At 62.3% G+C, this 21,145-nt stretch carries 18 protein-coding genes, 1 tRNA gene and 2 pseudogenes; 14 read left to right on the top strand and 7 right to left on the bottom strand.

Features of this window, described 5'->3' with window-relative positions; all coding sequences use genetic code 11:
* Positions 1–4: 4 nt before the first annotated feature.
* Both JCM7685_RS07150 and JCM7685_RS07145 read right to left on the bottom strand, forming a co-directional pair.
* Positions 5–1,036: a cysteine synthase A gene (locus JCM7685_RS07150; RefSeq protein ID WP_074970620.1), complete on the bottom strand. Its 1,032-nt coding sequence runs from the start codon at positions 1,034–1,036 to the stop codon at positions 5–7.
* A gap of 32 nt (positions 1,037–1,068) precedes the next feature.
* The gene (locus JCM7685_RS07145) at positions 1,069–2,163 is read right to left on the bottom strand and encodes an NUDIX domain-containing protein (RefSeq protein ID WP_074970618.1); all 1,095 of its coding nucleotides are present in this window, start codon (positions 2,161–2,163) and stop codon (positions 1,069–1,071) included.
* 138 nt (positions 2,164–2,301) lie between these two features.
* Between JCM7685_RS07145 and JCM7685_RS07140 the strand changes: the two genes are divergently transcribed.
* Positions 2,302–2,391 (top strand) — tRNA-Ser (locus tag JCM7685_RS07140).
* Positions 2,392–2,738: 347 nt separating this feature from the next.
* On the opposite strand, the pseudogene JCM7685_RS07135 reads toward JCM7685_RS07140, so the two are convergent.
* A pseudogene (locus JCM7685_RS07135) lies at positions 2,739–2,998 on the bottom strand (transposase); the annotation flags it as partial.
* Between the two features lie 127 nt (positions 2,999–3,125).
* Here JCM7685_RS07135 and JCM7685_RS07130 point away from each other — a divergent pair.
* From JCM7685_RS07130 to JCM7685_RS07115, 4 genes are all read left to right on the top strand, one after another.
* Positions 3,126–4,556, top strand: coding sequence for a DNA cytosine methyltransferase (locus JCM7685_RS07130; protein ID WP_197701070.1), 1,431 nt, complete (start codon positions 3,126–3,128; stop codon positions 4,554–4,556).
* The gene (locus JCM7685_RS07125) at positions 4,553–6,487 is read left to right on the top strand and encodes a DUF262 domain-containing protein (protein ID WP_074970614.1); all 1,935 of its coding nucleotides are present in this window, start codon (positions 4,553–4,555) and stop codon (positions 6,485–6,487) included. Before JCM7685_RS07130 ends, JCM7685_RS07125 begins: the two co-directional genes overlap by 4 nt.
* Before the next feature lie 233 nt (positions 6,488–6,720).
* Entirely contained in the window at positions 6,721–9,294 is a 2,574-nt protein-coding gene (locus JCM7685_RS07120; protein ID WP_197701069.1) for a Z1 domain-containing protein, read from the top strand.
* Between the two features lie 8 nt (positions 9,295–9,302).
* A complete protein-coding gene (locus JCM7685_RS07115) occupies positions 9,303–10,364 on the top strand; it encodes a PD-(D/E)XK motif protein (RefSeq protein WP_083412946.1) in 1,062 nt (353 codons plus the stop codon).
* A gap of 147 nt (positions 10,365–10,511) precedes the next feature.
* Here the strand turns inward: JCM7685_RS07115 and JCM7685_RS07110 are convergent, their stop codons facing one another.
* From JCM7685_RS07110 to istA (JCM7685_RS07095), 4 genes and pseudogenes are all read right to left on the bottom strand, one after another.
* Positions 10,512–10,904 carry a hypothetical protein gene (locus JCM7685_RS07110; protein ID WP_074970608.1) on the bottom strand — a complete coding sequence of 131 codons (393 nt, stop codon included), beginning with the start codon at positions 10,902–10,904 and terminating at the stop codon, positions 10,512–10,514.
* Positions 10,901–11,725, bottom strand: a pseudogene (locus JCM7685_RS07105) (recombinase family protein); the annotation flags it as partial. The gene JCM7685_RS07110 and the pseudogene JCM7685_RS07105, both read right to left, overlap by 4 nt.
* Before the next feature lie 134 nt (positions 11,726–11,859).
* Positions 11,860–12,588: an IS21-like element helper ATPase IstB gene (gene istB / locus JCM7685_RS07100; RefSeq protein WP_028030902.1), complete on the bottom strand. Its 729-nt coding sequence runs from the start codon at positions 12,586–12,588 to the stop codon at positions 11,860–11,862.
* Positions 12,588–14,087: an IS21 family transposase gene (gene istA / locus JCM7685_RS07095; RefSeq protein WP_090271472.1), complete on the bottom strand. Its 1,500-nt coding sequence runs from the start codon at positions 14,085–14,087 to the stop codon at positions 12,588–12,590. The genes istB (JCM7685_RS07100) and istA (JCM7685_RS07095) overlap by 1 nt, the downstream gene beginning before the upstream one ends.
* A gap of 101 nt (positions 14,088–14,188) precedes the next feature.
* Between istA (JCM7685_RS07095) and JCM7685_RS07090 the strand changes: the two genes are divergently transcribed.
* The 9 genes from JCM7685_RS07090 (at position 14,189) to istB (JCM7685_RS07050) (ending at position 21,115) form a co-directional block, all read left to right on the top strand.
* On the top strand, positions 14,189–14,563 hold the full coding sequence (locus tag JCM7685_RS07090; RefSeq protein WP_197701068.1) for a hypothetical protein: 375 nt from the start codon (positions 14,189–14,191) through the stop codon (positions 14,561–14,563).
* A gap of 4 nt (positions 14,564–14,567) precedes the next feature.
* Positions 14,568–15,575 carry a head maturation protease, ClpP-related gene (locus JCM7685_RS07085; RefSeq protein WP_074971239.1) on the top strand — a complete coding sequence of 336 codons (1,008 nt, stop codon included), beginning with the start codon at positions 14,568–14,570 and terminating at the stop codon, positions 15,573–15,575.
* A 4-nt stretch (positions 15,576–15,579) separates the two neighbouring features.
* Positions 15,580–15,945, top strand: a complete 366-nt coding sequence (locus JCM7685_RS07080; RefSeq protein WP_074971237.1) for a head decoration protein — start codon at positions 15,580–15,582, stop codon at positions 15,943–15,945.
* A gap of 25 nt (positions 15,946–15,970) precedes the next feature.
* On the top strand, positions 15,971–16,984 hold the full coding sequence (locus JCM7685_RS07075; protein WP_074971235.1) for a major capsid protein: 1,014 nt from the start codon (positions 15,971–15,973) through the stop codon (positions 16,982–16,984).
* Positions 16,984–17,295, top strand: a complete 312-nt coding sequence (locus JCM7685_RS07070) for a head-tail joining protein (RefSeq protein WP_074971233.1) — start codon at positions 16,984–16,986, stop codon at positions 17,293–17,295. The genes JCM7685_RS07075 and JCM7685_RS07070 overlap by 1 nt, the downstream gene beginning before the upstream one ends.
* Positions 17,292–17,924 (top strand): DUF6441 family protein, encoded by a 633-nt coding sequence (locus tag JCM7685_RS07065; protein ID WP_074971231.1) that lies wholly within the window; start codon positions 17,292–17,294, stop codon positions 17,922–17,924. Before JCM7685_RS07070 ends, JCM7685_RS07065 begins: the two co-directional genes overlap by 4 nt.
* 123 nt (positions 17,925–18,047) lie before the next feature.
* Positions 18,048–18,809: an exonuclease domain-containing protein gene (locus JCM7685_RS07060; RefSeq protein WP_074971229.1), complete on the top strand. Its 762-nt coding sequence runs from the start codon at positions 18,048–18,050 to the stop codon at positions 18,807–18,809.
* A gap of 78 nt (positions 18,810–18,887) precedes the next feature.
* A complete protein-coding gene (gene istA, locus JCM7685_RS07055) occupies positions 18,888–20,387 on the top strand; it encodes an IS21 family transposase (protein WP_090271472.1) in 1,500 nt (499 codons plus the stop codon).
* On the top strand, positions 20,387–21,115 hold the full coding sequence (gene istB / locus JCM7685_RS07050; protein WP_028030902.1) for an IS21-like element helper ATPase IstB: 729 nt from the start codon (positions 20,387–20,389) through the stop codon (positions 21,113–21,115). Before istA (JCM7685_RS07055) ends, istB (JCM7685_RS07050) begins: the two co-directional genes overlap by 1 nt.
* Positions 21,116–21,145: the final 30 nt, after the last annotated feature.

The raw sequence follows: 21,145 nt of genomic DNA, 5'->3' as shown, positions 1-21,145 counted from the left end.
CTGGTCAGTCCTCGAACACTTCGGGCAAATCGGCGGGTTTGCGCGCCATCCATTCCGGCACCGGCAGGCCCTTGGCGCGCAGGAACTCGGGGTTGAACAGCTTGGTCTGGTAACGCGTGCCATAGTCGCACAGCACCGTCACGATGGTGTGACCCGGCCCCATCTCGCGCGCCATGCGGATCGCACCGGCCACGTTGATGCCCGAAGAGCCGCCCAGGCAAAGCCCTTCGTATGCGAGCAGGTCGAAGATCACCGGCAGCGCCTCGGCATCCGAGATGCGCCAGGCCATGTCGGGGGTAAAGCCCTCCAGGTTGGCGGTGATGCGGCCCTGGCCGATGCCCTCGGTGATCGAGGAACCGGGGCTCTCGAAGACGCCCTCGGTATAGAAGCTGTAGAGCGCCGCGCCCTCGGGGTCGGCAAGGCCGATCTTCACGCCCTTGGGCTGCAGCGCCATGGCCACGCCCGCCAGCGTCCCGCCCGAGCCCACGGCGCAGACAAAGCCGTCGACCTTGCCGCCGGTCTGTTCCCAGATCTCGGGGCCGGTGGTTTCCAGATGCGCCTGGCGGTTGGCGGTATTGTCGAACTGGTTGGCCCAGATGGCGCCGTTCGGCTCGGTCCGGGCCAGTTGCTCGGCCAGGCGGCCGGAGTAGCGCACATAATTATTGGGGTTCTTGTAGGGTTGCGCCGGCACCTCGACCAGTTCGGCCCCGGCCAGCCGCAGCATGTCCTTCTTTTCCTGGCTCTGGGTTTCCGGAATCACGATCACGCTGCGAAAGCCCATCGAGGCGCCGACCAGCGCCAGGCCGATGCCGGTATTGCCCGCCGTGCCCTCGACGATGGTGCCGCCGGGCTTCAGCTCGCCCCGCGCCACGGCGTCCTTGATGATATAAAGCGCGGCGCGGTCCTTGACCGACTGGCCCGGATTCATGAACTCGGCCTTGCCCAGGATCTCGCAGCCGGTCTCTTCCGAGGCACGGCGCAGCCGGATCAGCGGGGTGTTTCCGATGGCAGAGGCAAGATCGGGGCAGATGCGCATGGCGTGGCCTTTCGCAAGAGGTTCGGCCCGGTTTACACGCCGGCGCCGGACGGCGGCAACCCCGAACCCCCGGCGGCCAGTTCCTCGCGGATCGCGGCGTGGCGCAGCTCCAGCCACAAGGTCAGGTTCAGAAGCGGGCCGTTGCGGATCTCTCCGGCCAGCGCCATCCGCGTCAGCTCGGCCCGCGGCAGCAGATGGGCGCGGATGTCCTCGTCCTCGCTGGCCAGCCCGCCCAGGCCGGCGCTGCCGTCGGGCAGGTCGGCGATGCCCAGGTAGAGATAGAGATATTCGGCCACCGCGCCCGGACTGGGATAATTGTGCGGCGCCGGTATGAGGCGCGAGATGGCGATGCCGGTTTCCTCGACCGCCTCGCGCAGGGCGGCTTGTTCGGGGGTCTCGCCGGCGTCGATCCGGCCCGCCACGGTCTCGTAAAGCCAGGGCTGGGCATCGCCCCGCGCCAGCGGCCCGGCGCGCAGCTGATCGATCAGCATGACCCGGTCGCGCTGGGGATCCCAGGGCAGCACCACGGTCGCATCGCCGGAAACGAAGACGGCCCGCAGCAGGGGCCCGGTCCAGCCGCCGTCGTTGCGGCGCTGCTCCAGCCGGATCTCCTCGACCGAGAAATAGGCGGCATAGGGTTCGGCCACCGAGCGGATGCGCGCGCGAGGACTGCCGTCAGGGCCGACATGCGGAAGGCCGGGGTTCTCGGCCTCGGCCCGCAGGCGCGAGGCTACCCAGGTCGCGATCATCGGCAAACGGCGGCGGACAGCCTCGGCCGAGCGGTCTTTCGGCAGGTCCAGCAGCCGTCCGGCGATGGCGGCCGCCAGGTCCGGCTGCCATTCGGGCGCGTCTTCGGCCGGTTCGCCAAGGCCCAGCAATTCCTGCCCATCGCGTTCTTGCAGCTGCAAGGCGAAGATCGCGGCATAGCGGCGCAGCGCCGGCGTCCAATCGGTCCGCCAGACCGGCAGAGCACCCTGCCCCGGTTCCAGCATCGGCCAGCCGCGGGCGGCGATGCCGGCCATGCCGCCGCCCCGCAGCCGGCCCGCTACGGTTCCCGCTTCGACCGCCTGCGGCGCCAGACGAGCGCGCAGCAGCGGATGTGCCAGCGGACCGATCAGCAGCGGCATGGCTGCGTCCCCTGTCCGTGCCCTGCAGCCCTGCCTGTCATGCGCGACCTCGCTTTGAAAATTTTCCGGGTTTTCGCCCGAAGGCCCTTGCGCTTCAACCCCCGCCCGTCTAAATCCCCGCCACCACCCAGAAAGCGCGGAGAGGTGCCGGAGTGGTCGAACGGGGCGGTCTCGAAAACCGTTGAGCCTTCACGGGTTCCGTGGGTTCGAATCCCACCCTCTCCGCCACTTGCCCTCGCTAAAGCTTTCTCCCGATCCGGCTGCGGCCGGATTTTATCGTGTTTTCAAAGGGGTTTGCAGAACAGGCTGAACACTGCCGTGGCAGCTATCGGCCCAAAATTCGTTCTCTCGGCGGGCTTTTCTCTGAACCTCATGACTTCCCCCATTTGGTGAATTTCTTGCAGAGCCCTGACAATAAAGCACTTTCCGCAGTCAGGACCTGAACACTCCGACGTCGGTGGCGTTCGGCAAGAAGGAACAGAAATCGAACGTTCGCTCCTTGCTGACCAGGCGGCGTCGATCAAGTTGCGGAGTTTTTCATACTCCACCGCATCAGAAGGAAGGGCGGATTACCACTTTCGCGGCAGGAGATCCTTCAGCGCGGCCTGGTCGAGCAGCGACTCCGCCAGAAGCCGCTTCAGCCGGGCTATCTCCTCCTCAAGCGCCTTCAGCCGCTTCGCTCCGACACGTCCATCCCGCCGAACTTGGCCTTCCAGGCGTAGAACGTCGCGCTGCTGATCCCGTGCCGGCGGCACAGCTCCGCCGTCTTCGCACCCGCGTCCTGCTCTCTAAGGATGCCGATGACCTGTTCCTCGGTGAACTTCGATCTCTTCATGGTCCGGTCCTCTTCTTGGGTCGGACTCTAGCATCAGATGGACGAGTTATCGGGGGTCAGAGCAGGTGATCAACAGACTGATGGACATACAACATGAAGTGGGGCTATGTAAATTCTTGAGCAAATCATGAGAAATCTCGCCCATTCAGGCAGAGACGTAGGGGGCAAAAATATGGGAACCAGTGAAGAGGCCTTCCGTTTTGTCGACCTCTTCTCTGGCCTGGGTGGCTTCCACGTCGCCCTTGATGAGTTGAAGGGGCGTGGTGTGTTCGCTGCAGAGCGGGAGCCTAAACTCAAGGCTCTCTATAAGGTAAACTTCGGTGTCGATGCTTGGGGTGATCTCAATGAGTTGAGCAGCGACGAAGTCATAGCCCTCAATGTGCCCAATCACCACATCCTTACCGCGGGCTTCCCTTGCCAACCGTTCTCTAAAGCAGGAGACCAGCTGGGCTTTAAGGACACAAATCAGGGCAATCTCTTCTTCAAGGTGCACGACATCTTGCGCGTGAAGCGGCCACTATATTTCATTTTGGAGAATGTTCCCAATATCCTCAAACACGACGGCGGCCGCACCAAGACTACGATCATTCGCTTGTTGGAGGAACTCGGCTACTCCGTCGCAGTAGAGCACTTCTCGCCCCACGATTTTGGCATTCCACAGGTGCGAGACCGCGCATATTTTGTAGGATCGCTACAGGGTCTCGATGATTATGAGTGGCCCGCGAAGCATAAAGGTCCAACCGAAATCCAATGGGTGCTGCGCCAAGAAGGGCATTCCGGGCGCGCCATCCCGGAACAGACGCTGCGAGCCATTGACATGTGGGGCGACTTCCTACGACGCTCGCCGGCTTCGCTGAAGCTGCCTTCTTTCCCAATCTGGTCGATGGAATTTGGGGCAACCTATCCCTACTTGGACGAGACTCCGGCAGGGGTTTGGGTTCGCAGACCTGTCCGGGGTCTTAGCCAGATGGGTTTCAAGGGCAGCTTCGGCCAGTCCCTCGACTGCTCGCTCGAGGAACAACTTACGAGGATACCTAGCCACGCTAACCGCTCGGGCGACTTTAGTTTCCCACAGTGGAAGAAGACTTTTATCAGACAAAACCGGGAGTTCTACCAAGACAACCGCCACTGGATCGATCCCTGGATCGCAAGATGGAGCCCACAAAACTTCCCGTCTAGCTTCCAGAAGATGGAGTGGAACGCGCAAGGTGAGGACCGTGACATCGACAACTTCGTGCTACAGGTGCGTGCGTCAGGGCTTCGGGTCAAGCGTCCCACTACCTCCCCAAGCCTCATCGCCTCCACGCAGACCCAAGTGCCCATCCTCGGTGCTAACCTGGCCGGCGAACGTCGTTACATGACGCCAGCCGAATGCGCTGAACTTCAGAGTCTCGGAGGCATCCAGTTGCCCGCGTCCGACATCGACGCGTACAAGGCCTTGGGGAACGCAGTGAACGCTCGCGTTGTCAAAGCAATAGCCGAACGGTTGTTGCAAGGGCTCATCCGGCCCACCTCGAGCATCACCTCTGACCTCGAACCGTTAAGAGCTGCTGAATGACTGATCACATCGAACACGAAAACGATTTCGACGAAGACGACCCGCGGGTCCCCTTCTTGGAGAGTATCGCTGACGGGTTGGCAACACTCTCCGAGGCTTCTGACGCGCCGAACGGCGTTCGCCCGGTTTCGTCAATTTTCAGCGGCGGTGACGTCGACTTTACCTCTGACGCGTGGATGAACAAACTGGTTGAGGTTCAAGGCTGGCTGAGCCTGAGCGAGGACCTCCCTCTCACGGGCGGTGAGCCATTCCTTCAGGCACTAATCGCTGAATTCAAACTTGAATCCGCCGACCTACTTGCTCCTGGAGCAGCCCACCCGCAGCTAAGTCTTCGTGCGCTGGAACGCCTAAACGAGCGCGTAGAGGCAGCCGTACGGCTTCAGGGAAATTTTCTTGAAGAACTTGAGGCCAAGGGCGCTAACCGCGGAACCGCTACCCAGTCGTGGGCTGACGCTTGGGCCGAGATCGACGGGAACGAGGAAGTGGCAAGTCCGGAGCCGGTCACGGCGAAGGCAGACGTATGGCCGATCTATCAACTCACCAAGAGGGCGCCCAACCTAACGCCGTCGTACCAGCGTGGTGATGTATGGGCCAACAGCGACCGTCAGTCCCTGCTGGAGTCCATCTTGCGTGGCGTACCTTTGCCATCCATCATTTTGCTGCGAACCGGACCTTCCACGCCGCATGAGGTCGTCGACGGCAAGCAGAGGCTTACGGCCATCCTCCGGTTTGTGGGACAGCACCCTGTCGCAAAACAGAAGGTTGCGGAGGTCTCCGCTCGGCACAAAGATAAAAAGTTCAACGCTCAAGGACGTCTTGATGACCAGGGCAAGAGGGATCTGACAGATCTTTTCAACGACGATTATCCTGCGTTCCGCCGTGCGTGGAAAGCGCTAGAAGGTAGCCCACTCAAATCCACAGATGAGAACGAATACTACTTTCCATTCAAGCTGCGAACGACCGGAGACGGCGGGCTGGTTGGCCCATACCTCGAGCCTCTCCGCGGAAAGTACTACACTCAGATCAAGGGGCAGGTGATCGACGTCGCTTCTGAGCAAACCACCGTCGAGTATTTGTTCGAAGGTACGGCACAGTACAAGATTCCCGTCATCGAATACACTAAGGCCAGTCAAGCCCAGATCCATGAGGTCTTTCGCCTCTACAACAAGCAGGGCGTACACCTGAATGCTGAAGAGATCCGTAACGCCGTCTACCACGAGGTCGAACTTACCCGCGCGACCCTTGCCGCAGCCGGCGACGCTGACCCGAACAGTGACGTCGCCCAAATCGCTGAATCTCTTGCCGGCATCCCCGATCTTGACCGTCTCGGTAAGGCGCTGAAGAGCTATGGTTTTGGGGATACGCGCTACAAGCGCACTAAGGTTCTCGCATGGGTCATCTCGGTCCTGGTACATGACACCGGTGGGAAAGACTTGGCATCGACTAGCCGTAACATCGACCAGTTGCTGATCGCGATTCAGAAAGACAAGTTCCACAAGCTAGCCCAGTCACCGACGTTGACGAAGCTGTTCTCGCTGCTGCTAGAGGCTGTCGAACTCCACTCATCGCACGATGAGTTGTGGTCTGATCAGTTCAAGGATGGTGGCAAGGGCGCCAAGTGGCAGGAACTCCAACTCGTAGGTTCCCTCGTTGGCATTGCCATGGCCTTAGCGGCCTCGCCAGACGACATCGAGGACCGCATCGAGGCTAATGGCGATGCGATCCGAACGGCGAGCAAGGAATCCGCGGACTGGGAACGCCCCGAAAAGACGCAGACCAAAACCCAGTGGGATTACATCGCCAAGATCAGCAAAAGTCTCCTCGAACTATTGGAAATCGACCCTGATAAAGCGGCTGAGGCAGTGCGTCTGCAGTTCGGAACCTCTGGGTACGCGTCGTTGCAGCGGATGCGCATCGAACCGAAGAGTTGAGAGCGGTGGCAAGACATTCCCCACTCGTCGAGCACGTCTACTTCAATCCACCCGCTCCCCAAGAGGCTGAATCTTGGTGGGCGAGGTACAAGGCTCAACTCGCCGGCTTGACCGACACAGCGCGTGCCGCAGTTGAGGCAGACTCTCGCTACATCTTGCAGCGCGGAATATTGGCCGCCGACACCGCGAAGCCCGACGAGTGGTCATTCCGCCGCTCGCGCACGGGACTCGTTATGGGCTCGGTCCAGTCTGGTAAGACTGCTTCAATGCTGGGTGTCTCAGCCTTAGCCATCGACAACGGCCTCGACATCATCGTCGTACTCGCCGGAACCCGCCTGTCCTTGTGGCGCCAGACCTATGAGAGGCTGCTGCAGCAGCTGGACTCTGGCGAGGAAAACGCACAGAAAGTGAAACGCCGCCTGTTGTGTCCTGCGCCTGGCATCGCTCTGTCAGAACAGACCCACTCGCTGACAACCACCTACCGTTTGTCGTCTGCACAGGTTCGAAAACGGCTGCGTCAGCGCAAGCCTCTTATCATCGTAGCGATGAAGCAGGCCGACCATCTGCATGCCTTAGGAGCAAGCCTCCGCGACAACTTTTTCAAAGAAGTGGAGCAGCTCGGTCGCCCCGTCCACATGCTCGTACTTGACGATGAGGCCGACGATGGCTCGATTCTCGATGCCATAGTTGAGTCCTCGCAGGACCCCATTTACGGCAACCTGAAGCAAATCCCGCGTGCGATCGCCAACCTCTGGGATCCTCCACAGGGTTCGCCTGAAAACCTATTCTCGACCTACATCGCCTACACGGCGACCCCCCAGGCCAACCTCCTTCAGGAGGATCACAACCCGCTAGCGCCAAGAGACTTCCTGATCTCTCTTCGCACGCCACTTGACGTCGGCCATCCAGTAGATGCGACCGACCCTGGCAATCTCAACGCCCCTCGCTCATCGACTTACCCCGAGGCGGCTGGGATACGTTTTTGCTACACCGGCGGTGAGGTATTCTATCGCCGCGCGGAGGCAGCCAAACTTTGCGTGCCCACCACCAACTCCGTGCAGCAGGACCTCGCCGACGCCGTTCGAGCGTTTTTGGTGGCGGGCGCCATCCGCCTAAACCGCTCTGGAAAGCTCGGCCCAGCGTCCGCACTCTCAATGCAGTTCGACACCAAGGAAGAAGCCCTTACTAACGCGACTTCGCCGCACTCGATGCTGTATCACCCTTCTGCAGCAATCCAGCACCACTTTAAGGGTGCTGAGGACCTCTTGATCTGGGCGGGGATTCAGGATCGAGCGACGGCTCGAGATATGCTCGATGAGGGAGATGCCAGGCTTCCGCACGCCTTGGTGGAACAACTGCTGGCGGACCCCGCCCCGTGGGCGCAATGGCTTGAAAAGTATCGTGCCTCCGCCACGGTAATCGAGGAGGAGTTCGACCTCCTGCCACCGGCGAGTTTCCCGGACTGGCAAACGGTCGAAGACCTATTGGTTAGGGAGGTGATCCCTGGAACTAGGATCGCAGTGGTTAACAGCGACCCTAACGCTGACGATCGCCCTGCATACGCACCGACCCTGGATGCAGAAACCGGTAAATGGAAAGCCGCTCGCGACCTTTGCACGATCTTTGTCTCAGGAAATGTCATGGCGCGGGGACTGACACTGGAAGGGATGACCACGGCGTTGTTTCAGCGTTCATCGTCCAACCCGTTGGCAGACACCCAGATGCAGATGCAGCGCTGGTTCGGCTACCGCGGGTCATATATTGAGCTGTGCCGCGTCTTCGCCTCCAGCGACCAACTCTCCCTCTTCAGTGCTTATCACGATGTCGACGAAGCGGTTCGAACTGCCATTACCGAGCGCATGATGAGCGACGCGCCTAAACCTACCGTCTTGCAGGGGCTCAATTTCGAAGCCACAGGCAAGATCGCAGGCGTGGGTAACCTTCCACTATCACCAGGGGCCCGCCCCTTCGTTACGGTCATCAATGACAGCCGGCGGGCGGATCCCAATGCAGACATCGTGGCTGGACTCTTCGTTCGGCCGTCCAGCGACCTCACTGTCGACAACGTGCTGCGGGGCCGGATCCTCAATGTTCCACTCGATCTGACTGAGGCCGCCGAACTATTGGATAGCCTCACTTTCGCAAATTACCGACCCGGGAGCGAGGGCTTTTACGCGGACTTCTGGAGCGGTATCGAAGCCCGGGCCAACGCAGTCGCTCCACTGGCAGACTCACCTCTCTATCGCCCGCCGGTGAGGAATGGGAAGGGAGACCAACCAAGGCGAGCCTGTCCTTATGCCATCGCCGCCTACCTTCGACTTTGGTCGGCCAGTCTCTCTCGGTCGATCACGGGCCTATTTGTCACCGGCCAGCCCAGCGACCTATGGTCCTACGCCGACCTTAGGCGCAAGAACGCTGAGCAACCACGGTTTTGGATCGGCATTCGTTACGGAGATGGTACCACCGTATCCGAAGGTCCGCTGGCACAACTCCCGTTTGACATACGCGCCACCACAAAGAGGGTGGCCGGAGGCGAACTCAAGACCACTTGGGGCGCGAGTGCCCCTAACGCCGGCCCGAGCCAGTATCGCGGCGACGTCTACTTTGACTACTACCACCGCAACTCTAACGTACCATCGAGCAACAACACCGGGTGGCGACCCAGCGGCTCCGACGGTCAAATTCTCTTCTACGTCAATCAACATGCGTTTGACGAGCACCCCACGGTCGCAGTTGGAGTCTGTCTCCCTGCGGGAGGTCCGGAGCAATTTTCAGCCACCCGTGCTGGGGTGACCACCGTTAAGTAGGTACTACCATGACCAGCTACGAAGCAGTTCTAAACCAGATCAACCTCGTTCCAACGGGCACAACCGGAGATGACCGTCAAATTACATGGTTGACTGATGCCAAGGTGGTCGGGATCGCTCGGAATAGTCGTGGTCACCTGGAATTGTTCCTTGCAGGCGACGAGTTAAGGCCCCGGACTGGTACAGTGAAGACTGCGATGCACTATCACTCCTGGCACCGTGACACCCTGCCTCCGCTGAATGCCAACCGCATTTGTTTGCCCGCGCTGGGGCATTTCGACCAGGTTGGTGCATTCATTGCCGCTGAACTGCTGCGTGAAAAAGCCGATGCTAATTTGGAGCGTGCCTTTGCCGTCACCGAGCCGCTGATCGAACTCGCGATTAAACGCATGGAGATCTCTGAAAACGCTATCCTCGGCCTCGTCGGGGAATTGCTCCTACTCGACGCACTTTGCCGGCGCGCGACCGATCCTCAAGTCGGACCAATCGTTCAGGCCTGGGATGGCTGGCGCCGCTCGGCAAGGGACTTCACATGGAAAGGTACGGGCGTAGAGATAAAAACCACTACTCGCACCACCTCAAGTCATGCCATCCATGGCATCCACCAAATCGAGCCTACCCCAGCCAGTGATGACACCGCAGGGGAAGCGCGCCTGCTCCTCGTAAGCATCGGTGTGTGCCAAGATGATCTCAATGCGCCCGCTTTATCGATCCCTTCCTTGGTAGAGAGCATCCTTGAGCGTCTCAACGCCACCGGGGCTAGCGGCTTGGTCGACGAATTCCTCAAGCGCGTGTCTGTTTACGGCACGGAGTCCGGCATCGGATACGAGCATGCCACGATGGTCAACGAAGCACCGTTTACGACTAAATTTAGCGTGACCTTCGTTCGTGGGTACGACATGGCAGACCCAGGAGTCGAGGTCCTGAGGCTCGATGACGTCATCACCCATCAGCATGTGGATGCCCAGTCGGTCACTTTCCGCATGGAGCTTCCCGCTACGATCAGCTCGAAAAATCCCATCGTAGGTGTCCGACGCGTCGTGGAAGCGATCCTGAGACTGCACTCTTAGGGACTGTTTACTTTTGAACAAAACTGACCCCCGAAGGGTTGGTTGGCATTGGCTTGAATGGCTGCCCTGCGCGCGGCCCTGGATGTCAGCTTCAGTGAAGCTGCACCGTAGCTAATCGCGAAACGACTAACGGCAACTGAGGGCCGTTCACGTTGTTTTTTTCTTCGAAAATCGTTGTTTCTCCCACTCAACTGGGAAAGGCTCCAGCACCCTCACCAGCGTCACCTCTGGCCCCTGCTTCCCATCCGGGATCGCCTCCACGATGTCCGGCGCGAGCAGGGTGAGGCGCAGGATACGGGTCATGTAGGAGGGCGCGATCCCCTCGCGCTCGGCCAATTCGGCGATGGTGGCGAACTCCCCGGATTCGAGCATGCGCTTCCAGCGAAACGCGCGGGCCAGCGCCTTGACCAGCGTGTTGTCTGTCCGGCGCGGCTGCATGGCACCGTCCGGCATCTGCATCTCCTTACGCCCGCCGCGCTTCACGACCCGGAACGGGACGTGGAGTGTCACGGTGTCGGGGATCGGCGTGCTGCGGGTCATGCTGCGGCCTCGATGCCGCCGGCCAGCATCTCGCGCGCGAGGCCGCTAAGGCCATCGACGCGGAGCCGAACGTTCAGCCCGTCCGAACCGACGTCGACTCGTTCAACCAGCAGCGTGACGATGCGCGCCTGCTCGGCGGGGAACAGCTCGTCCCACAGCGGGTCGAGCTGCTGCAGCGCCGCACGGGCGTCGGCTTCGGTGATGTCAGCGACGTCGGCGCGGGCGGCCTTCCACGTTCCCGCTACGATCTCGGGTTGACGGAACACGGCGCGCAGCTGGTCGATGACGGCCGCTTCGATCTCGCCCGCGGGCACGCGGCCCACCGGGCAGGACCCGGCACCATGCTTCAGGACCGTCTGGCTGACATAGTAGCGGTAGAGCCGACCGTCCTTGCGCGTATGCGTCGGTGAGAACGCAGCGCCATCGGGCCCGAACAGAAGCCCCTTCAGCAGCGCAGGCGTGTCGGCCCGGGTGCGTGCGGCGCGCTTGCGCGGGCTCTCCTGCAGGATGGCATGGACGCGGTCCCACGTCGCGCGGTCGATGATGGCTTCGTGCTCGCCGGGATAGCTCTCTCCCTTGTGCACCGCCTCGCCGATGTAGGCGCGGTTGCTGAGCATCCGGTACAGGTACTTCTTGTCGATCCGGTTGCCGCGCGGCGTGCGGATGCCGCGTTTCGCCACCTCCCGCGCCAGTTCGGTCCCCGAGCCGATCTCGAGGAAGCGGGCGAAGATCCAGCGAACGTGCTCGGCGTGCTCGTCGTCGATGACCAGCTTCCGGTTCTCGACTCGGTAGCCGTAGGGCGGGACGCCGCCCATCCACATGTGTCAATCGGCATTCAAACGGGCCCCCTGATCGGCGTCCAAAAGTGACCCCTTTGGCGCGCGGGTGAGCAGGCCCGTGGCGGCGTAGCTTTCCAGCTGGCGCAGCCGACGCGGGCCTGCGTTTTGGAGGGTGTTCAGGCTCGGGTTTTGATGCGCCAGCTGTCGTTGCCGGTCTCGACGATGTCGCAGTGGTGGGTGAGCCGGTCGAGCAGCGCGGTGGTCATCTTTGCGTCTCCGAAGACGGTCGGCCACTCCCCGAATGCGAGGTTGGTGGTGACGATGACGGAAGTCTGCTCATAGAGCTTGCTGATCAGATGGAACAGCAGCTGGCCGCCGGACTGCGCGAATGGCAGGTATCCGAGTTCATCGAGGATGACGAAGTCGAGCCGCATCAGATGTTCTGCAAGCCGGCCTGCCCGTCCGGCACGGGCCTCGGCCTCCAGCCTGTTCACCAGATCGACGACATTGAAGAACCTGCCCCGGGCACCATTGCGGATGACCGCGCGCGCTATGGCCACAGAGATATGGGTCTTGCCGGTCCCGGTGCCGCCAACCAGCACGACATTGCGCTGTTGGCTGAGGAACTCCCCGCTGGCCAGATCTCGCACCAGGGTCTCGTTGATTGGGGTGTCATCGAAGGTGAACTCCTCGATCTCCCGGGCATAGGGCAGCTTGGCGGTGGTGATCTGGTATTTGACCGACCGCGCTTTCTTCTCGTTGATCTCGGCGGCCAGAAGATCTCCAACGATCTGGCGGGGTTCGTGCTGGCGGCGCACAGCCACCGCCATGAGTTCGTCATAAGCGGCGCGCATCCCGTAGAGCTTCAACTCGCCCATTGCAGCCATGATGTCAGCACGATCCATCAGCAGGCCCTCCGCAGCAGATCATAACGGGCGCAGTCCGCCACAGGCTCATGGGTCAACTGCAAGGCCGGAGAGGTCAGCAGAAGCGGTGGTGGTTCCGGATCTCGCCTGCGGGATAGAATATTGAGGATTACATCGGCAGAATGGACGCCTTGCGAGAGAGCTTCGGCACATGCCTTTTGAACCACAGGCATCCCTTCCGTCAGCACAGCGCCGAGGACCTTCACCATCTGGCGGTCGCCATCTGAGGAGCCCTGCAGCTTGCGGCGGATCTGTTCAAGAGCTCCGGGAAGAACCCAGTCCTTGAACGGTGCGCCGTTACGCAGCGCCCCGGGTTTGCGAAGCAGAACAGGCACATAATGCCAGGGATTGTAAACCGTTCGGTCCCGGCCGAAGTGACGCGGGTGGTCTCCGACCAGTCGGCCCTCCTGCCGGATCTCGATCCGCTCAGCATAGGCCCTGATCTCGACCTGCCGCCCGACAGCCGTTGCCGCGACGGAGTATTTGTTGTTGTCGAAGCGCACGAGACAGGTCTTTGACACCGCCGCAGGCAGTGAATGGAATCCGTCGAAGCGCCCGGCATAGGGGACAAGGTGCGGGCGCTCTTCCTGGAAGACCTGCCAGACGGTTTTGTCCGTCAGCTCCGGATGCTTGCTGGTTCTGGCCGAGGCGATGCACTTGTCCAGCAGCCAGGCATTCAGTTCCTCGTAGCTCTTGACCCTGACGCGGGGCGCGAAAAACCGCTGACGGACAGTGCCGACCTGGCTCTCCACCTGGCCTTTCTCCCAACCCGCAGCAGGGGTGCAGGCAACGGGTTCGACCAGATAATGGCTGGCCATCTGCAGGAACCGACGATTGTAGAGGCGTTCCTTGCCGGTGAAGATGGTCTCCACCGCCGTCTTCATGTTGTCGTAGATCCCGCGGGTGCAGGTGCCCTTGAAGAAGGCGAAAGCCCTGTCGTGGGCATCGAACACCATCTCCTGCGTCTCGCGCGGATAGGCCCGCACAAAGAACATCCGGCTGTGGCACAGGCGAACATGGGCCACTTTGATGGTGGTGGTCGCCCCATCGATCACCACAACCTCGTGGCTCCAGTCGAACTGATAGGCTTCACCGGGCGCAAAGCTCAGGGGCACGAAGGCGGCAGAAGCGCCTGAACTCTGAGTGCGTGCCCAGTTCGAGGCGTAGCGGCGCACCGCGTCATACCCACCTTCATAACCGAGACCGCTCAGTTCTTCGTAGATCTGTATCAGAGACTGACGTTCCCGGCTGGACCGCGCGGCGTTGACCTCCAGCAGCCGGTTGAGTTCCCCCAGCCAGGCACCCAGCTTCGGGCGCGGCTGCACCGTCCGGGTATAGGTGAACTCGGTAATCCCGGTGCGGATCACCTTCCGCACCACCTTCTTCGACAGCTTCAGGTCACGGCAGATCGTCTTGATCCCCTTGCCCTCGGTGAAATGTAGCCGCCTGATTTTTGCGATTGTCTCCACGATCAGCATCCCGTGCTCGGCCTCCGATAATCATCGAAGGCACAATGGACCCAACCCCCGGTCGGTGGGGTCCATTTTGGACGCCGATCACCCCAGAAGCGGGGTCCTTATTGCAAGCCGTTCAACAGTCGGGCGCGCTCGATGCCGATCCCGCGACGGCGCGGCCGGTGCAGTGGATTCCGCCGCGCTGGGACTGGGTCGATCCGCTGAAGGACATCCAGGCGCAGGTGCTGGCGATGGAGGCGGGCATCACCTCGCGGCGCAAGGTGGTCGAGGCCACCGGCTACGACATCGAGGAAGTCGATCGCGAGAACGCGGCCGACGCCGTGCGCGCGACGGGTCTCGGCCTGCGCTACCGCACGAGCCCCGGCGAGACGCAGGGCGCCCGCGCGACACCGGCGACCCGGGCGGAGCCAGGCGACGGCGCCGGCAACGACACGGATGGCGGCGCCGTCGCGACCGATCCGGCCACCGAACAGGAGTGACGACATGGCAAGCTGGTATGCGATCCGTGCCCGGGGGACGGGTGCGGAAGTGGCGATCTATGACGAGATCGGCGCCTACGGGGTCTCGGCTAAGGGCTTCCTCGCCGAACTGGGCGCACTGCCCGAGGGCACGCCCGTCGATCTGCGGCTGAACAGCCCCGGCGGCTCGGTCTTCGACGCCGTCGCGATCCACAACGCGCTGAAGCGCCACGAGGGCACCATCACCGTCTGGATCGACGGCATTGCCGCCTCGGCTGCCTCCTACATCGCCATGGCGGGCGACGAGATCGTCATGCCCGAGAACGCCTTCCTGATGATCCACGATCCCGCCGGCCTCGTGATGGGCACGGCCGAAGACATGCGCGCCATGGCCGAGGCGCTGGACAAGGTGAAGGGCAGCCTCGTCTCGGGCTACGCCGCGAAATCCGGTCGGTCGGCGGAGGAGGTCTCCGCGCTCATGGCGGCAGAGACCTGGTTCGGCGCCGCGGATGCGGTGGCGCAGGGCTTCGCCGACCGGCTGATCGAACCTGTCCGGATCGCAGCAGCCTTCGACATCGGTCGTTTCCGCAATGCGCCGCCGGTGTTGGTCGAAGCCATCGAGGCCGAACCGGAGCCCGACGACGAGAGCGACGGCACAAACACGGAGGCCACCGACGACGCTGACCAGGTCGAGGACGCCGAGGACGAGCAGGCCGCCGCCTCCGAAGCTCCGCAGCCGCCCGCCGAAACCCTGCCGCCGAGCGGCGCACCGCCCGATCCCGCCGCAATCCGCGCGCAGGCCATTGGCCACGCTCGCGCCGTCGTCGACCTGTGCCGCCTCGCGGGCCACCCGCAGATGGCGGGCCGCTTCCTCGAACAAAACGCCAGCCTCGACGAGGTGCGCGCGGCGCTCCTCGCCGCCAAGGCCGAGGCCGAGCCCGAGATCGCGCCCCATCACCCGCAGCCCGGCCGGTCCTCGGCCGCGCGCCCCTGGGGCGAGATCGTCGCCCGCACCTTCAAGCTGAAAGGATGACACCATGACCACGCTGGTCGAAGGGAAACACCCCGGCGGCTTCCTCGTCTGGGAAGCCTTCCGCGACTACACCCGCGAAACGATCACCGTCGCCGCGGGCACGCTCGAGCCCGGCACCGTGCTCGGCAAGATCACTGCGTCGGGCAAGTACGCCGCACACGACCCGGCGGCCGTCGACGGCACCGAGACCGCCGTCGCCGTGCTCTGGGGCAAGGCGGATGCGTCCGGTGGCGACGCACCGGCCGTCGCGCTCATTCGCGGTCCCGCCATCGTCAACCGCCACGACCTCGTCTTCGCGGGTACGCCCAGCGAGGCCGAGATCGCGGCCGCCCATACGGCGCTCCTCGCCGCGGGCATCCTCGTCCGCTGACCCAATCCCGACAGGAGGCATCTTCATGGCCACCATGGACATCTTCGAAGGCGATGCCTTCACCATCGTCGAGCTCACCCGCGCGCTCGAGAACATCCCCTACAAGCCCGCGCTGCTCTCTGGTTCGAACCTTTTCAGCCCGCGCGGCGTGCGCTCCCGCACCGTCGTGATCGAAAGCCGGGACGGCACACTCTCGCTGATCCCGTTCTCTGAGCGCGGGTCGGCCTACGAGCAGCAGGTCCCGGACCGGCGCGAGATGCGCGCCTTCGTCTGCCGCCAGTTCAAGAAGCAGGACGTGCTCTGGGCCTCCGAGATCCAGTCCGTCCGCGACTTCGGCTCCGAAAGCGCCACGCAGCAGGTGCAGACCGAGGTGGCTTATCGGCTCAGGAAACTCCGCCAGGATGCCGAGACCACCTTCGAATACCACCTCCTGAACGGCATCCAGGGGCTGGTGAAGGACCCGAAGGAACACGCGACGGTGGTGAACTACTTCACCGAGTTCGGCATCTCGCCGGCGGCCGAGATCGACTTCGACCTCGACAATGCGAGCCCGGCCTCCGGGGCGCTCCGCAAGCGCTGCCAGGCGCTGATCGAGAGCGTCGAGGACTCGATGGGCGGGCTCTCGGCCGGCGCCGTGCAGGTCCGCGCCGAATGCGGCTCGGCCTTCTTCGCCGATCTCGTGGCCCACAAGGAGGTGCGCGAGACCTACCTCAACACTGCTGCCGCGGCCGACCTGCGGGGCCGCGTCGCCGACGAGGTCAGCTTCGGCGGTATCACCTTCCGCCGCTACCGGGGCGGCGTCGGTTTCACCGTGCCCACCGACAAGGCGTTCTTCTACCCCGAGGGCATCGAGGGGCTCTTCGAGATCTACTACGCCCCCGCCGACACCTTCGAGACCGTCAACACCCTCGGCCAGCCGCTCTACGCCCGCACGATCCCCGACCGGGATCGCGACGAGTGGGTACGGCTCGAGATCGAGTCCAATCCGCTGCCGATCTGCACGCGGCCGCAGGTGCTGCGCTCGGCGCGGCGGACCTGATGACCGGCCTCAAAGCCGCCCTCGACGCGCTCTTCGCGGACGCGCATCTGGCGCGGGATGTGGTCTACACCGCCGGGGGCGGCGCGCCCGCCCTGGTCCGCGCCATCCTGCGCCGGCCGGACGACATCAGCAGCTTCGGCGAGGCACGCATCTGGTCGGAAACCACCCGGCTGGATCTGCGCCTCGCCGAGGTCGCCAACCCGCGTCCCGGCGATCGGATCGAGATCGACGGCGAGGCCTTCCTTATTCAGGGTGAGCCCGTCCGCGACCGCGAACGGCTCGTCTGGACCGTGGATCTGCGCCCAGCATGAAGCTGAAACTCGACATCACGCCCGATCTCGTCGCCGCCATGGCCGCGGAGGTGAAGGCCGGCGAGAAGGCGGTGACCGCCGCCATGCGCGAGGCCGGCAACGGCCTCAAGACTGCCTGGCGCAGCCAGATCACCGGCGCGGGGCTCGGACCGCGGCTCGCCAACTCCATCCGGAGCCAGGCCTATCCGAAGGCCGGAGAGAGCCTGAACGCCGCGGCGCTCATCTGGTCGAAAGCCCCGGTCATCGTCGGCGCCCACGACACCGGCCCTCTGATCCGCTCGAAGGCTGGGTTCTGGCTGGCGATCCCGACCGAAGCCGCCGGCCGTGGCCTTCGAGGTTCCAAGCTCACCCCCGGCGAATGGGAGCGCCGCCGTGGCCTACGCCTGCGCTTCGTCTATCGCCGGCGCGGCCCGAGCCTGCTCGTCGCCGACCGGGCCCGCCTCAACACCCGTGGCCAGGCGGTGGCATCGCGCTCGAAGACCGGCCGCAACCAGGTCACCGCGCCGATCTTCCTGCTGGTGCCGCAGGTGAAGCTGCCTAAGCGGCTGGATCTCGGTCGGGACGCCGGGCGTGCGCATGACAGCGTGCCGGGGCTGATCGTGGCTAACTGGGTGGACGAGAGGTATTGATTTCGGTCATCTGCAGACTGCTCGGCGAGTTTGTGTCGAAGTGCAGGGTCTTCACTCTACAATCGCTTGCACGAACGGCTCAGCTGCCTATGGTCGCGACGGCAAAATAGGAAATAGGCGGGCATGGAGCAGAACCAAGACGTTTTGAAGCGATTCCTCAGCCAAACGGCTACAGATTCTGCCGACACTTGGCTGGAAAACTTTCGCGTCCTTGAGAAGGTCAGTGTGGAACACTTCAATGATTACCGTTCTACGCCAAAAGATGGCTCAGTTAGGCGTGGAATTATTCTCGACGTGGAAACTACTGGCCGCACGTCAAAAGATGAGAGCGTTATCCAACTTGCCTTGATCGAGTTCTTCTTCCACGACGATGGAATAAAATCACTCGGCGAATTTGACTCGGCGCTCCATGATCCAGGTGTCCCGATTGAGCCAAGAGCAACAAACGTCCACGGCCTGAACGGTGGGGACATTAAAGGAAAGAGCATCAATCCTGCAGATATCAAGGATTTTATTGACAGACAAAAAGTAGACGTCGTTATCGCCCACAATGCCAGTTTCGATCGTCCTCTCGTGGAACGAGAGTTCTGGGGGGCGGGCCTCAACACGCTGCCGTGGGCTTGCTCAATGCGAGATGTTGACTGGAATGCGCGTGGGAAACCGGAAAAGTTGGAGTTGCTTGCCCATTCCATGGGCTACTGGTACGGCGCTCACGACGCTCTCGATGACGTAATTGCAACAGCATACATCTTGACGGACAAGTCGGCTGATGGGCGCCAAGCAATCAATGAATTAATAAGAAATTCGCTCAAGCCGAAGGTGATCATTCGGCTGGATCTCCAGCCTGTTGAACGGCTTGCAATAAGGACCCCGCTTCTGGGGTGATCGGCGTCCAAAATGGACCCCACCGACCGGGGGTTGGGTCCATTGTGCCTTCGATGATTATCGGAGGCCGAGCACGGGATGCTGATCGTGGAGACAATCGCAAAAATCAGGCGGCTACATTTCACCGAGGGCAAGGGGATCAAGACGATCTGCCGTGACCTGAAGCTGTCGAAGAAGGTGGTGCGGAAGGTGATCCGCACCGGGATTACCGAGTTCACCTATACCCGGACGGTGCAGCCGCGCCCGAAGCTGGGTGCCTGGCTGGGGGAACTCAACCGGCTGCTGGAGGTCAACGCCGCGCGGTCCAGCCGGGAACGTCAGTCTCTGATACAGATCTACGAAGAACTGAGCGGTCTCGGTTATGAAGGTGGGTATGACGCGGTGCGCCGCTACGCCTCGAACTGGGCACGCACTCAGAGTTCAGGCGCTTCTGCCGCCTTCGTGCCCCTGAGCTTTGCGCCCGGTGAAGCCTATCAGTTCGACTGGAGCCACGAGGTTGTGGTGATCGATGGGGCGACCACCACCATCAAAGTGGCCCATGTTCGCCTGTGCCACAGCCGGATGTTCTTTGTGCGGGCCTATCCGCGCGAGACGCAGGAGATGGTGTTCGATGCCCACGACAGGGCTTTCGCCTTCTTCAAGGGCACCTGCACCCGCGGGATCTACGACAACATGAAGACGGCGGTGGAGACCATCTTCACCGGCAAGGAACGCCTCTACAATCGTCGGTTCCTGCAGATGGCCAGCCATTATCTGGTCGAACCCGTTGCCTGCACCCCTGCTGCGGGTTGGGAGAAAGGCCAGGTGGAGAGCCAGGTCGGCACTGTCCGTCAGCGGTTTTTCGCGCCCCGCGTCAGGGTCAAGAGCTACGAGGAACTGAATGCCTGGCTGCTGGACAAGTGCATCGCCTCGGCCAGAACCAGCAAGCATCCGGAGCTGACGGACAAAACCGTCTGGCAGGTCTTCCAGGAAGAGCGCCCGCACCTTGTCCCCTATGCCGGGCGCTTCGACGGATTCCATTCACTGCCTGCGGCGGTGTCAAAGACCTGTCTCGTGCGCTTCGACAACAACAAATACTCCGTCGCGGCAACGGCTGTCGGGCGGCAGGTCGAGATCAGGGCCTATGCTGAGCGGATCGAGATCCGGCAGGAGGGCCGACTGGTCGGAGACCACCCGCGTCACTTCGGCCGGGACCGAACGGTTTACAATCCCTGGCATTATGTGCCTGTTCTGCTTCGCAAACCCGGGGCGCTGCGTAACGGCGCACCGTTCAAGGACTGGGTTCTTCCCGGAGCTCTTGAACAGATCCGCCGCAAGCTGCAGGGCTCCTCAGATGGCGACCGCCAGATGGTGAAGGTCCTCGGCGCTGTGCTGACGGAAGGGATGCCTGTGGTTCAAAAGGCATGTGCCGAAGCTCTCTCGCAAGGCGTCCATTCTGCCGATGTAATCCTCAATATTCTATCCCGCAGGCGAGATCCGGAACCACCACCGCTTCTGCTGACCTCTCCGGCCTTGCAGTTGACCCATGAGCCTGTGGCGGACTGCGCCCGTTATGATCTGCTGCGGAGGGCCTGCTGATGGATCGTGCTGACATCATGGCTGCAATGGGCGAGTTGAAGCTCTACGGGATGCGCGCCGCTTATGACGAACTCATGGCGGTGGCTGTGCGCCGCCAGCACGAACCCCGCCAGATCGTTGGAGATCTTCTGGCCGCCGAGATCAACGAGAAGAAAGCGCGGTCGGTCAAATACCAGATCACCACCGCCAAGCTGCCCTATGCCCGGGAGATCGAGGAGTTCACCTTCGATGACACCCCAATCAACGAGACCCTGGTGCGAGATCTGGCCAGCGGGGAGTTCCTCAGCCAACAGCGCAATGTCGTGCTGGTTGGCGGCACCGGGACCGGCAAGACCCATATCTCTGTGGCCATAGCGCGCGCGGTCATCCGCAATGGTGCCCGGGGCAGGTTCTTCAATGTCGTCGATCTGGTGAACAGGCTGGAGGCCGAGGCCCGTGCCGGACGGGCAGGCCGGCTTGCAGAACATCTGATGCGGCTCGACTTCGTCATCCTCGATGAACTCGGATACCTGCCATTCGCGCAGTCCGGCGGCCAGCTGCTGTTCCATCTGATCAGCAAGCTCTATGAGCAGACTTCCGTCATCGTCACCACCAACCTCGCATTCGGGGAGTGGCCGACCGTCTTCGGAGACGCAAAGATGACCACCGCGCTGCTCGACCGGCTCACCCACCACTGCGACATCGTCGAGACCGGCAACGACAGCTGGCGCATCAAAACCCGAGCCTGAACACCCTCCAAAACGCAGGCCCGCGTCGGC

The sequence above is a fragment of the Paracoccus aminovorans genome, assembly GCF_900005615.1.
GTDB classification, from domain to species: Bacteria; Pseudomonadota; Alphaproteobacteria; order Rhodobacterales; family Rhodobacteraceae; genus Paracoccus; species Paracoccus aminovorans.
This window is presented reverse-complemented; position numbering and strand designations above follow the sequence as displayed.